The following is a 12195-nucleotide window of genomic DNA, read 5'->3' as shown; positions in this document are numbered from 1 at the left end:
GTCAGCCAATGGGCCGGGTGGGTGCCTTGTCTGAGTGCTGGGCTTGCCTGTTGCCGGGCCTGCGGCACGGGTGTGCAGCGCGGGGAATCAGTAGGTAATCGGATGGGAGTGGGGGGCGCGGAAGGGGTTGCAGAATGGAGGGAAGGTGCAACCCCTTCATGGGACTGGAATGGGAAATATGCTGCAACCCCTTCTTTCCTTGTCTGGTGCGGGTTTCCGGGTAGCTGGGTATCAAGGCACCTTCCTTTAGGAAGGTGCCTGAGGCGCGCATTTCTTGGGGTGCCATTTAGAGATTTACTTGCTAGCGCCTTCACGGCTGCAGTTCCTTGGGTAGGCCGGTGAGAAGTTCGACGTGCCGCAGTTGACTCTCAATCGCCTGCCGGGTCAGGGGCTTGCCTTGCGGCCCCACCATGCCAACGCCGCCAACGAGTTCCACATACCGGGCTGTGCGGGTGCCGCTGCGCCCGGCGAGTATGTGAATCCGTAGAAGGTCGAAGCGCCGCCGTGCGACATCCTCCGGGGTGCGTGCTCTTGACTTGTCCGGCGCTGCTCGGGCGGCCTCTAGGATCAGGTCGCGTGCAATGTGTCCCTTCCGCCGCAGCGCCTTTCGTTCCTTCTGCGTCTCGTCGCAGATGATGTAACCCAGCTCGCGGGATTTGTCTGAGTCAATGCCAAAATTCCAAGCCCATTTATGGACCTGTAGTTTGTGTGCTTGACGCCAGAGGTTGCCGACCCTGGCGTGCCACGCCCACCAGTTGCGAGCTGTGCGGGCGCGAGGTGTCATGCTCTCGGGCTTGCACGCTTCCAGGGGCGGGCGCTCGTAATCCGGTGCGCCTTCACCGTGGAGCACGCCCATAGTTGCGTCGGACAGGATGAGAGGCGCGGGCAGCTTGATCGGGCTGAGGCCCTTGTAGAGAATCCGTTGCGGGCGGTCGGGATGCTGGTAGGCAAGCCACAGCAGATCGGCCAGCCATGCGACGTAGCGCATGTCATGGGCGAACGTGCCCGGCCATTTCGAACTGTCCGTTAGCTCGTCGGTAAGCTCCGGGCGTAGGCATGGGGGAACGCCGCGCAGGGTCAGTTCGACATGGATGCCCAATGCGGAAAAGGCACCTTGCGCGGGACTATTCATAGCAGTGCGCATCATCGAGAACAGACGTTGCACAGGGTGCGCCGAGATGTCATAGGGACGCGGCGGATTCCCTGTTTCGGCGTAGCGATGCGCTAGCTCCATTAGCTGCCCGTGCAAATGCACGGGCAAGAGACTCCTGCTCACAAGCTGGTGTGCATCAGGTAGCAGTCGCCATTACCGTAGGCGGTGCTAATGGCGAGGGCCTGCTGGCCTTGGCCGTGGTGCAGCCTGATACGGTGGACTATGGCAAACCCCGCATCCATCGTGCTCTCGATGGTCGAGGTTTCGAGGATGTCTGCAAGCTGCTCCTGGGGCACCTTTTGCATGTGCCCCATGTGTTGCTGAGATACTTCGACCGCTGCGGCCTGCGCTGCGATGAACTGCTTGATGTCAAATGCCTTCATGTCTGGCTAGCAAGGGGGCGCGGGCAAGGCCCGCGCTGATGTCAATCGGTCAGATGCCTACGGAACCGGTGGTGGGGTTGTCTACTGAGAGGGTAGCGTCGACCGGAATCTCGTCGGTGGTGATGCCGGCATAGATAACCTGGGACCCAACAATGAGTTCGCCGTAGCAGATCGGGACGGGATTGCCCTGCTGGGTGGTATTGACAGGCCCATTGAAGGCATAAGAGGGCTTGTTGTCAGGGCGCTCGGTGCTGCTCATCGCGGGCGACTTGGTCAGCATTTGGGCAACGCCACCGACGATCAGACCCACGCCCATCGAGAACGCGATGCCGCCCATGGTGGTGGCAGCGATCAGGGTGTTATCGGCGGCCAGCATCACGCCGCCGGTATAGAACGCCGCGGCAATTAGCGCAGCGCCAATCAGGATCTGCAACCCACCCTTTCCTCGTCCCGCGATCACCGGCACGATCTTTATCACGCCAGCGCTGGTCTGCGCCAGCAGGTCGTCTAGCCCCAGGTTCTTCTCATCCACGAAGACGTGATAGCCGGGCTTGTTGTGCTGGATCAAGTGGTTCTCGAATGCGCCGAAGTTGGCCTTCAGCGCTGCGATTGCCTCAGCTGGGCTTTTCACGACGAAGCGGTGGACGCGCCCGAAGCGCTTGCCCAAATGGCCATAGAGTCGGATCTCACGAAGCATCTGGAGCCTCTTTGTTGGTGGTGGTCATTCGTCGGCCAAGCCTTCGGAGATGATTCCGTGCGGCTCTTGTCGATTCTCGATGAACAGCGCTGCGCCGCCGCCATATGCCTCGGCGCGGTGGCCGAAGTGGCAAACGCTGGCACCAAGTTCGATAGACGCGGCGATGGTGGCGGCGTCTAGCTCTTGCCGAAACTCTGCTTCGGCTACCGCGCGGAAGTTGTCGATGTCGAGGTTGGTCATTCTGCGTCGCCCTCGGCAGCCGGCTTCTTCAGCCCGGCGAGAAACTTGTCTTCCTGCGTCTGATATGCCGGGTCGATCCGCTTGATGCCTTGAACAAGGTTGTCGGGACCGTAGCTCACCATTAGGTTGATCCCCTCGGAATGCTTGCGTGTGCCTACCGCTTGCTCTCCAAGCCAGGTCTCATACTCCCACAGCTCGGTAATGTGAGCGCCTAGGAGTCTCGTGATGACCCCGCTAGCTGTGAGTCCGGTCTGCTCCGCGATCCGTTTGAGCAGTTCCGAAGTTGACTCGTCTAGGGCGAGCATGAAGCGCGCCTTGTTGTTACCCATATCAAACTCCTTGTGAGTGCAGTCAAACATGACCGCTTATCCTCATTATAGGCATAGCGCAGATATTGAGCAGAAAAAATATGCAAAAAATCTGTGTGAATGATATGCTGACCTCAAATTAAACGTTCAAACGACAACGAGGTCAGGCATGGCAAACGGCAAGTTCATCGCTTATTACCGCGTCAGCACGCAGAAGCAGGGTCAGAGCGGGTTGGGGTTGGAAGCGCAGCGTGAAGGCGTTGCCCGCTACCTGAACGGGGGTGCGTGGGAACTGGTAGCGGAGTTCGAGGAACACGAATCGGGGAAGGGCGCGGACGCGCTTGCCAAGCGCCCCCAGTTGCGGGCTGCAATGGACGCATGCCGGAAGCACGGCGCAACCCTGCTCATTGCCAAGCTAGACCGGTTGGCCCGGAATGTTCACTTCGTGTCGGGTTTGATCGAGGCCGGTTGTGACTTTGTCGCTGCGGACATGCCAGAGGCGAACAAGGTCATGATCCAGATGCACGCGGTCATGTCCGAGTGGGAACGGGATCAGATCAGCAAGCGCACCAAGGAAGCACTGGCAGCGGCAAAGGCGCGTGGGGTCAAATTGGGCAAACCCGAAAACCTGCGCGGAAACGTAGCAGAGCGGGTCGAGGCGGCTGATGCGTTTGCAGCGAACCTCACCAGCACGCTGCGCGGTTATCAGGCGGCAGGGCTGTCACAGCGCCGGATGGTCGAGGAATTGAACAGGTTGGGGGTCAGGACGCCCAAGGGCGGGGAGTGGCACCTTGCGCAATTACAGCGGGTGCTGGCGCGACTCCCTGCGTGAGTGGGGTAGTTTCATTTGCGACGATCCCATATCAAGTGCATATTGCAGCACGATACGGGGGGGGAGATGAGTGGTGCGGGCGGATTTTTTCTGAGTGCGGTTCTTACTCTGTCATTCGGTGCGTCTACGGATGCAAATGCTGCCCCGAGGGGTTCAGCGCCGGGCTATTTGTTCAGCAATGCAGCAAATGAGACCGCCATGCTAATGGCCTGCGAGATGCACGGGAAATTCGTCAAGCAGGATGAGAGTTGGACTGCCGAGCAGCGGCAGGAATTGGCCAAGAAGGCGGAAAAGGCCAAAGTGAGTCTGGTTCATGCCATATACAATCTGGCAGGTTTGCTCGCAGAGCCTGAGCGCGCGATTAAGTCATACCAGTCGTCATTGGACTTCTATTGGGGGCGGGAAAGGCAAATGGTCGATGAGAAGTATGTGGATGAATATCGCACCAAATATTGCCCTACTGCTATAGAGAGCAGCCGGCGCAGCGTGGAGCTTATGAGGTCCTACGCGAAACAAGCTAGTCAGCAAAGGTGACGCCGCAGTAGGACCGCAATTGGCTCAGCCCCCATCACTAGTGCATCATAGGTCGCGGTCGGGTCGGTCTTGAGCTTCGTGTAGACCTGGCCGTTCACACCGCCGTGGCTTTGCCCTTCAATCGTGGCCCTGATCTCTTCGCTGATCCCCGCTCGTGCAAGGCAGGTCGTCAGCGTGTGCCTCATGCTGTGAAAGTAGGTGGTATCGGGGGTGGTAATTGCGCCGCGCTTGCGCAGTTCTGTCATTCGTTTGCCGCCCCACCGCGAGATGTAGTGACTCCACTTGATCAGGCTGTTGCCGTTCTTGGCTTCGTCTGGCGACACGATCTCAGCGTGCGGCGTGAATCGCGCATCGAAGGGCCGCCGAGTGGGCGACTGTGCGCGCACCTGCAAGAACTTCACAAACCCTAGTTCGACCAGCACCGGGTGCAGCGGCACTACTCGCCAGCTCGTCATTCGTTTCATGGAGCGCCGGGTAACTCCATCCGGGTCGGGTCGCCCGTTGAGGTCGAGATACCAGATGCCCGAGCTGTGCCTCTTCAGGTCAGTCGCCGTGTCGATCTGCGCCAGCTCTTCCACCCTGCAACCGGTGAGGGCGCATCCGACCGTGACCCAGAATTCTTCTGGTGCATTTTGCCTGCTCGCAGCGGCGGCCATGAAGATGGCCGCCATGTCATCTAGCGAGTGCTCGGAGCGGTCTTCGGAGGCTGGTGTCTGGCGCTTTGGCTTCAAGGTGGCCGCAGTCAGCTTCGCAACGTGCTCGCTGCGGCTGGCGTGCCAGTTCATGAACGTGCCGGCAATGGTGATGTCTGTCTGATGCGTCTTGATCTCCCTCGATTCGTCCGCTGTTATGGCTGCTGCGAACTCAGCAAACTTACTCTGTGTGATCTGCTCTAGGGGGTGATCATCCCCGAAGTGCTCCACGAACCGGCGTATGACGGGCTTGTAGCGCTTGAGCGTGGTGGGCTTCAGCTCGTGCTGGGTGAGGTATTGCGCAGCAGCGTCTGCGAGCCGCGTAGAGGGCTTTGGCGCTGTTTGTGGCGTCGCGGGATGGGTGAGGGTGGGCGCGGGGACCGGAAGGCTCGTGAGCGCCGTTCGGATGGCTGAATTGACCGCTTCCTGCTCATGCGGTTCGGCTTGGACGTTGAGGCGGGGTCGACAGAACTCATCGAAGTCGATGGACATGGTCCAGTCAACGATCAATCCCTCGTCCGGCTTGGCTTTCGTCATCTCGCGTGCAGTCGCAAACAGTTGGTCGGTCTTCACCGCCAGCGCCCGCGCCAGTCTCACAGCCTCGCGCCGGCTGGTGGTCCCGAGGCTCTTGTAGAGCTGGGTGTGTCCGAGCGCCCGGACGAGGTCGGCGGGCACCCGCCGGCGAAACAGGTAAGTGGTGTCGTGCCGGGACCGCTGGAGATAGTGGGACATGGCATTGTGCTACACCCATGTGCTACACCTGCCCGCGCAACCCGAAGCAAAAAGCCGCGAACCCTTTCGGGAACGCGGCTCTCGCTTGAAACTGGTGGCGAATCAGGGATTCGAACCCCGGACCTGCGGATTATGATTCCGTCGCTCTAACCGACTGAGCTAATTCGCCTAACGAAGACCGCTATTATACGTACAGTTTTCGGCTTGTCAACACCCCCATCGGAAAATCTTCAGAGGGGCTGGCGGCGGGCTTTCCGGCCGCTTGCCTCAAGGAAAAACCGGCGGGCCTCGCGGCCCGCCGGTTGGAGCGACTGATTACCGGATCAGTCTTGCCTGGCCCTGGACGCCGGGCGCAGTCTTTGGCGTTGGCGGATATCAGTCGTTGGCGTAGATGTTCACATCCTTGGTTTCGCGGACGAACAGTGCGCCGATCACGAAGGTGGCCCCCGCGATGATGATCGGATACCAGAGCCCGTAGTAGATATTGCCGTTCTGCGCCACCAGGGCGAAGGAGATGGTGGGCAGCAGGCCGCCGAACCAGCCGTTGCCGATGTGATACGGCAGCGACATCGAGGTGTAGCGGATCCGGGTCGGGAACATTTCCACCAGCATGGCGGCGATCGGGCCGTACACCATGGTCACGTAGATCACCAGGATGACGAGGATCACCAGCACCATGATGGTGTTCATCTGCGCCGGGTCCGCCTTGGTCGGGTAGCCCGCCGAGGCCATGGAGTCGCCCACCTGCTTCTTGAAGGCGGCAATCTGCTTCTTGCTGGCATCGTCGAAGCTGTGGCCCGCCGGTACCAGCGTGGCGTTGAAGGAGGCGATCTCCTTGTCGCCGATCTTGACCGATGCCACCGTGCCGGCCGGGGCTTCCACCACTTCATAGCTGGCCGAAGCTTGCGCCAGGGTCCGCTTGGCGATGTCGCAGGAGCTGCGGAAGTCGATCTCGCGGGCGATCGGGCTGCCCTGGAAGGAGCATTGCTTCGGATCGGTGGTGACGACGATCTGGGCGCTTTGCTGCGCGCGCTCCAGCGCCGGGTTGGCATAGTGGGTGAGGGCCTTGAACAGCGGGAAGTAGGTCAGCACCGCCAGCGCGCAGCCGGCCATGATGATCCACTTGCGGCCGATCTTGTCCGACAGCGAGCCGAAGAAGATAAAGAACGGCGTGCCGACCACCAGGGCGCCCGCGATCAGCAGGTTGGCGGTGGTGGCGTCTACCTTCAGCACCTGGGTCAGGAAGAACAGCGAGTAGAACTGGCCCGTGTACCACACCACGGCCTGGCCGGCGGTCAGGCCCACCAGCGCCAGGATCACGATCTTCAGGTTGCGCCACTGGCCGAACGACTCGGTCAGCGGGGCCTTGGAGGTCTTGCCCTCGGCCTTCATCTTCTGGAACGCGGGCGATTCGCTCATCGACAGGCGGATATAGACCGATACGGCGAGCAGCAGGATGGAGACCAGGAACGGGATGCGCCAGCCCCAGGCGTCGAAGTTCGCGCCCGTCAGGTTGCGGCACAGCAGGATCACGATCAGCGACAGGAACAGGCCGAGCGTGGCGGTGGTCTGGATCCATGCGGTATAGGCGCCGCGCTTGCCGTGCGGCGCGTGCTCGGCCACATAGGTGGCGGCACCGCCGTACTCGCCGCCGAGCGCGAGGCCCTGCAGCATGCGCAGCCCGATCAGGATGATCGGCGCCGCCCAGCCGATGCTGTTGTAGCCCGGCAGCAGGCCCACGATAAACGTGGACGCGCCCATGATCAGGATGGTCACCAGGAAGGTGTACTTGCGCCCGATCATGTCGCCCAGGCGGCCGAACACCAGTGCGCCGAACGGCCGCACGATGAAGCCCGCGGCAAAGGCCAGCAACGCGAAGATGAAGGCCGCGGTCGGATCGAGCCCGGCGAAGAACTGCTTGGCGATAATGGCCGCCAGCGAACCGTAAAGATAAAAGTCGTACCACTCGAACACCGTGCCGAGCGAGGAGGCGAAAATCACCTTCCTCTCCTCGCTGGTCATTCCCGAGCTTTGGGCACTGCCGCCAGGCATTGCCACGTTCCGTACATTCGCCATTGTCTCCTCCGTATGATATCGGGGTCTTTCGGAGGCGCGCCGTCACGCCCTGGCGGGCACGCTGCGGGCTCCGAAGCTGCAATGGATTGTGGGTGGCGAAACTTACTGCGTTCTGACAATTCCAGCGTGGTTCCCGGCTAAACGCTCGGGGTATACGCTAGACGCGAAGTGGCCCTGGCGTTGCTGCGCCGCGGGGAAACAGCCCTGCCGGATGCGCCGCCGCGGTCAGCGCCACGCGTCGGCGCGGCGTTTCCTGCTATGCAGCATCGTGGTCGTGCTGTCGCGGGACGGCGGGCGGGAGCGGATTGTCCGCCTGGTCGTCGTCGGCGAGGTTCATGCGCCACGCATACAGCGCTGCCATCAATACGTAGAGGATCAGCGCGCCCTGCGCGCCGACCCAGAACGAGAAGGGCCAGCCGAAGAAGTCGAAGCGCAGTTCGCGGGCGAACCACGCGACCACGAAGGTGACGATGAACCAGAGCGACAACAGCACCGCGATCCAGCGCAGGTTGCGCTGCCATGCGCGCCGTTCGGACCCGTCGGCCTGGTCGCGCGCGGCGCGGATGTGGTCGGCGTCTGGCTGCCCGGGCGCGCTCATGCCGGCTCCATATAGGATGGCCGGCGCAGCGTGATGCGAAAGCAGGTGCCGGCCAGGCGTGGCTCCGCCTGATAGACGTGGTCGAGGATGCCGACATCGCCGCCGTGCTGCTGCACGATCTCGCGCACGATGGCGAGTCCCAGCCCGCTGCCCTGGGTCTTGGTGCCGAGCACGCGGTAGAACCGCTCCATCACGCGTTCGCGCTCGGCCACCGGGATGCCGGGGCCGGTGTCCTCGACTTCGAGGTAGGCGAAGGGTTCGAAGGCATCCGCGCTGACGCGCACGGTGGCGCGGCCATCGGCGGGCGTGTAGCGGATCGCGTTGTCGATCAGGTTGTTCAGCATCTCGGTGAGCATGAGGCGGTTGCCCTGCACCATCACGGGATGGTCGTCGGCATCGACGCCAAGATCGATGCGGCGCGCCCAGGCCTGCGGCAGCCAGTCCTTGACCACTTCGCGCGCCAGCGCGGCCAGGTCCAGCGGCGCCATGCTGCCCGCGCCGGCCAGGTTCTCCATGCGCGCCAGCGACAGCAGTTGCGTCACCAGGTGAGCGGCGCGCTCCGAGCTGCCGGCGATCTGCGCCAGCGATTTGCGCAGCTCTTCGGGCGACTGTTCGCGCTGCGCCAGTTCTGCCTGCATGCGCAGGCCGGCCAGCGGCGTCTTCATCTGGTGGGCGGCATCGGCGATAAAGCGTTTCTGGGTCTGCACCGAGGTATCGAGGCGTGCCAGCAGATCGTTGAAGGACGCCACCAGCGGCGTGATCTCCTGCGGTGCCGCGTGTTCGTCGATGGGGCTGGTGTCGCCCGGATTGCGCGCGCGGATGCGCTGCTGGATCGAGGTCAGCGGCGCCAGCCCGCGCGTCAGGCCGAACCACACCAGCACCACCGCCAGCGGCAGGATCACGAACTGCGGCAGGATCACGCCCTTGATGATTTCGTTGGCCAGGCGCGCGCGCTTGTCGAGGGTTTCGCCAACCTGCACCAGCACCGGCTGGGTGTCGCCGCCATGCTTGAGATCGACATAGGTATAAGCCACGCGCACGTCGTTGCCCGCGATACGGTCGTCGCGCAGCGACACCAGTCCGGCATGGCCGCGATCGTCTTCGTTGGGCAGCGGCATGTCATTGTCGCCGGCGACGAATTCGCCGTGCGTGCCCACCACCTGATAGTAGATATTGTCGGACTCGTCGGCGCGCAGGATCTCGCGCGCGGACAGCGGCAGCTGCAGCGTGACGCGGCCGTTGACCTCGCGCACCTGCTGCGAGAGCACGATCGCGCTGGCCTCGAGCGAGCGGTCGAAGGGGCCGTTGGCGATCGATTTTGCCACCAGGTAGGTCACGGCAATGCTCATCGGCCACAGCAGCAGCAGCGGCGCCAGCATCCAGTCCAGGATCTCCCCGAACAGCGAGCGTGGCGACGGGTGGCCCGCGCTGTCCTCGAGATGGGGCAGGGCGTCGGCCAGCGCTTCGTCGCTGACGATGGCGTCGCCGGGTGACGGGGATGGCGGGCGCGGGGGGCGCGCGGCCCGCGGGCGCCGCCGGGGCAGTCGCAGCAGGCTCATGGGGGAAGGGTGGGGCGGTTCCTGTAGTGCGTGTGGCGGGTGTGGTGCGTCTGGTGCCTCTGGCGTTTCTGGTGCGGTCTCTTCCTGTTCGCCGAAGGCCGGAGCAGCGGGGGGTGCCAGCCTCGTCCAGTCAATCGTGCGTCACGGCGGCCTGGAATTTCTCCAGGCAGTAACCCAGCCCGCGCACCGTGGCAATGCGGATGCCGCCCACCTCGATCTTCTTGCGCAGCCGGTGCACATAGACCTCGATGGCATTGTTGCTGACCTCGTCGCCCCATTCGCACAGATGGTCCACCAGCTGCTCCTTCGACACCAGCCGCCCGGTGCGGGTCAGCAGGATCTCCAGCAGGCCCACCTCGCGCGCCGACAGGTCCAGCATCTGCTCGTTCAGGTAGGCGATGCGGCCGACCTGGTCGAAGGCGAGCGGGCCGTGGTGGGTCAGCGTGGCGCCGCCGCCCGCGCCGCGCCGCACCAGCGCGCGCACGCGCGCCTCCAGCTCGGACAGGGCGAAGGGCTTGGCCATGTAGTCGTCGGCGCCCAGGTCCAGGCCCTTGACGCGCTCGTCCACGCCATCGGCGGCGGTCAGGATCAGCACCGGCACCATGGCGCCGCGCGCGCGCAGCCGCTTGAGCACCTCCAGCCCGGGCATGCGGGGCAGGCCGAGGTCGAGGATCAGCAGGTCGAAGGTCTGGGTGGACAGCGCGGAATCGGCCTCCATCCCGCTGGCGACATGGTCGACGGCATAGCCCGAGTGACGCAGCGAGCGCGTCAGGCCATCTGCCAGCACATCGTCATCTTCGGCGATCAGAATACGCATGGTTGTCTCCACCCTGGCCTGGCTTTGTCGCCGCTTTCCATCGAATGAAGCGGACGGGGCTTGCCAAGCATACTGTTTTTTTATACAGTACCCGCTTGATCCGGTCGCTTTGCACCTGGGCCGGAATTTACCGGATCCGGTAGCGACGTTTCATCAGGCATTCATCGAACGTCCTACCGGCGTTTGCCCAATGTTTGCCCAGATGTTCGCCCCCGGCGGCAGGATCGTCGCCATCGGGGGTTCGCAGCGCGGCGCGGGTCGCGCGGTTGCCGGCAAAAGCAGGCAACGCGCCACATGCGGCCTATTTATACACCATTGACGGAAGGACGACCATGGATGACGGCAAGAAGGCGAGTGCTGGCGTAAGCGCCGAAAAGCAGAAGGCGCTGGCCGCCGCGCTGGCCCAGATCGAGAAGCAGTTCGGCAAGGGCTCGATCATGAAAATGGGCGATGCCGAGGTCGAACAGGATATCCAGGTGGTGTCCACCGGCTCGCTCGGCCTGGACATCGCGCTGGGCGTGGGCGGCCTGCCGCGCGGCCGCGTGGTGGAGATCTACGGCCCGGAATCCTCGGGCAAGACCACCCTGACCCTGCAGGTCGTGGCCGAAATGCAGAAGCTGGGCGGCACCTGCGCCTTTATCGACGCCGAGCACGCGCTCGACGTCAACTACGCCAGCAAGCTGGGCGTGGCCGTGGGCGACCTGCTGATCTCCCAGCCGGACACCGGCGAGCAGGCGCTGGAGATCACCGATGCGCTGGTGCGCTCGGGCTCGGTCGACCTGATCGTGATCGACTCGGTGGCGGCCCTGGTGCCCAAGGCCGAAATCGAAGGCGAGATGGGCGATTCCCTGCCCGGCCTGCAGGCCCGCCTGATGAGCCAGGCGCTGCGCAAGCTGACCGGCACCATCAAGCGCACCAACTGCCTGGTGATCTTCATCAACCAGATCCGCATGAAGATCGGCGTGATGTTCGGCTCGCCCGAAACCACCACCGGCGGCAATGCGCTCAAGTTCTACGCCTCGGTGCGCCTGGACATCCGCCGCATCGGCTCGATCAAGAAGGGCGACGAGGTGATCGGCAACGAGACCAAGGTCAAGGTGGTCAAGAACAAGGTATCGCCGCCGTTCCGCGAAGCCTTCTTCGACATCCTCTACGGCCAGGGCATCTCGCGCCAGGGCGAAATCATCGATCTCGGCGTGGACGCCAAGGTCGTGGAGAAGTCGGGCGCCTGGTACAGCTACAAAGGCGAGAAGATCGGCCAGGGCAAGGACAACGCGCGCGAATACCTGCGCGAGAATCCGGATATCGCCGACGAGATCGAAAACAAGGTGCGCGAATCGCTGGGCGTGGTGCTGCTCAACGGCACGCCGGCCGCCGCAGTGGCCACCGCCGAAGACTGAGCTTCGCCGGCCGGAACGTTCCCGGCCGCGAACCCCCACCGGGGCGGCACGCGTGTCGACGCGCGCCGCCCCGTTGTATTTTTCGTCCCTGGTTCGTGATCCATCGGATCGTCGCGCGGGTCCCGCGCCGGAGGGCTCGCCTCCCCGCAGGGGAGGTGAAACTGCAGTTGACCT

At 63.3% G+C, this 12195-nt stretch carries 13 protein-coding genes and 1 tRNA gene; 3 read left to right on the top strand and 11 right to left on the bottom strand.

Annotation, left to right across the window (positions count from 1 at the left end):
• Window positions 1-310: 310 nt before the first annotated feature.
• From P3W85_RS04205 to P3W85_RS04185, 5 genes are all read right to left on the bottom strand, one after another.
• Window positions 311-1165, bottom strand: coding sequence for a hypothetical protein (locus P3W85_RS04205; RefSeq protein WP_276263845.1), 855 nt, complete (start codon window positions 1163-1165; stop codon window positions 311-313).
• A gap of 107 nt (window positions 1166-1272) precedes the next feature.
• Window positions 1273-1536: a hypothetical protein gene (locus P3W85_RS04200; protein WP_276263844.1), complete on the bottom strand. Its 264-nt coding sequence runs from the start codon at window positions 1534-1536 to the stop codon at window positions 1273-1275.
• A gap of 49 nt (window positions 1537-1585) precedes the next feature.
• Window positions 1586-2233: a tail assembly protein gene (locus P3W85_RS04195; RefSeq protein ID WP_276263843.1), complete on the bottom strand. Its 648-nt coding sequence runs from the start codon at window positions 2231-2233 to the stop codon at window positions 1586-1588.
• 24 nt (window positions 2234-2257) lie between these two features.
• The gene (locus tag P3W85_RS04190; protein ID WP_276263842.1) at window positions 2258-2473 is read right to left on the bottom strand and encodes a hypothetical protein; all 216 of its coding nucleotides are present in this window, start codon (window positions 2471-2473) and stop codon (window positions 2258-2260) included.
• A complete protein-coding gene (locus P3W85_RS04185; protein ID WP_276263841.1) occupies window positions 2470-2802 on the bottom strand; it encodes a hypothetical protein in 333 nt (110 codons plus the stop codon). The genes P3W85_RS04190 and P3W85_RS04185 overlap by 4 nt, the downstream gene beginning before the upstream one ends.
• A 148-nt stretch (window positions 2803-2950) precedes the next feature.
• On the opposite strand from P3W85_RS04185, the gene P3W85_RS04180 reads away from it, so the two are divergent.
• Window positions 2951-3613, top strand: a complete 663-nt coding sequence (locus tag P3W85_RS04180; RefSeq protein ID WP_276263840.1) for a recombinase family protein — start codon at window positions 2951-2953, stop codon at window positions 3611-3613.
• Window positions 3614-3679: 66 nt separating this feature from the next.
• A complete protein-coding gene (locus P3W85_RS04175; protein ID WP_276263839.1) occupies window positions 3680-4147 on the top strand; it encodes a hypothetical protein in 468 nt (155 codons plus the stop codon).
• Here P3W85_RS04175 and P3W85_RS04170 read toward each other — a convergent pair.
• The 6 genes from P3W85_RS04170 to P3W85_RS04145 all read right to left on the bottom strand — a co-directional run bounded on the left by P3W85_RS04170 (window position 4135) and on the right by P3W85_RS04145 (window position 10621).
• Window positions 4135-5571, bottom strand: a complete 1437-nt coding sequence (locus tag P3W85_RS04170) for a DUF6538 domain-containing protein (RefSeq protein ID WP_276263838.1) — start codon at window positions 5569-5571, stop codon at window positions 4135-4137. The genes P3W85_RS04175 and P3W85_RS04170 overlap by 13 nt on opposite strands.
• 92 nt (window positions 5572-5663) lie before the next feature.
• Window positions 5664-5740 (bottom strand) — tRNA-Met (locus P3W85_RS04165).
• A 206-nt stretch (window positions 5741-5946) separates the two neighbouring features.
• A complete protein-coding gene (locus tag P3W85_RS04160; protein ID WP_276263837.1) occupies window positions 5947-7647 on the bottom strand; it encodes an MFS transporter in 1701 nt (566 codons plus the stop codon).
• A 256-nt stretch (window positions 7648-7903) separates the two neighbouring features.
• Window positions 7904-8245 (bottom strand): DUF4212 domain-containing protein, encoded by a 342-nt coding sequence (locus tag P3W85_RS04155; protein ID WP_017229587.1) that lies wholly within the window; start codon window positions 8243-8245, stop codon window positions 7904-7906.
• On the bottom strand, window positions 8242-9804 hold the full coding sequence (locus tag P3W85_RS04150) for a sensor histidine kinase (RefSeq protein WP_276263836.1): 1563 nt from the start codon (window positions 9802-9804) through the stop codon (window positions 8242-8244). The genes P3W85_RS04155 and P3W85_RS04150 overlap by 4 nt, the downstream gene beginning before the upstream one ends.
• 130 nt (window positions 9805-9934) lie before the next feature.
• Window positions 9935-10621, bottom strand: coding sequence for a response regulator (locus tag P3W85_RS04145; RefSeq protein ID WP_276263835.1), 687 nt, complete (start codon window positions 10619-10621; stop codon window positions 9935-9937).
• Between the two features lie 332 nt (window positions 10622-10953).
• Between P3W85_RS04145 and recA the strand changes: the two genes are divergently transcribed.
• On the top strand, window positions 10954-12021 hold the full coding sequence (gene recA, locus P3W85_RS04140; protein ID WP_017229590.1) for a recombinase RecA: 1068 nt from the start codon (window positions 10954-10956) through the stop codon (window positions 12019-12021).
• The last annotated feature ends 174 nt before the right edge of the window (window positions 12022-12195 follow it).

The sequence above is a fragment of the Cupriavidus basilensis genome (assembly GCF_029335485.1).
Taxonomy (GTDB): Bacteria; Pseudomonadota; Gammaproteobacteria; order Burkholderiales; family Burkholderiaceae; genus Cupriavidus; species Cupriavidus basilensis_E.
This window is presented reverse-complemented; position numbering and strand designations above follow the sequence as displayed.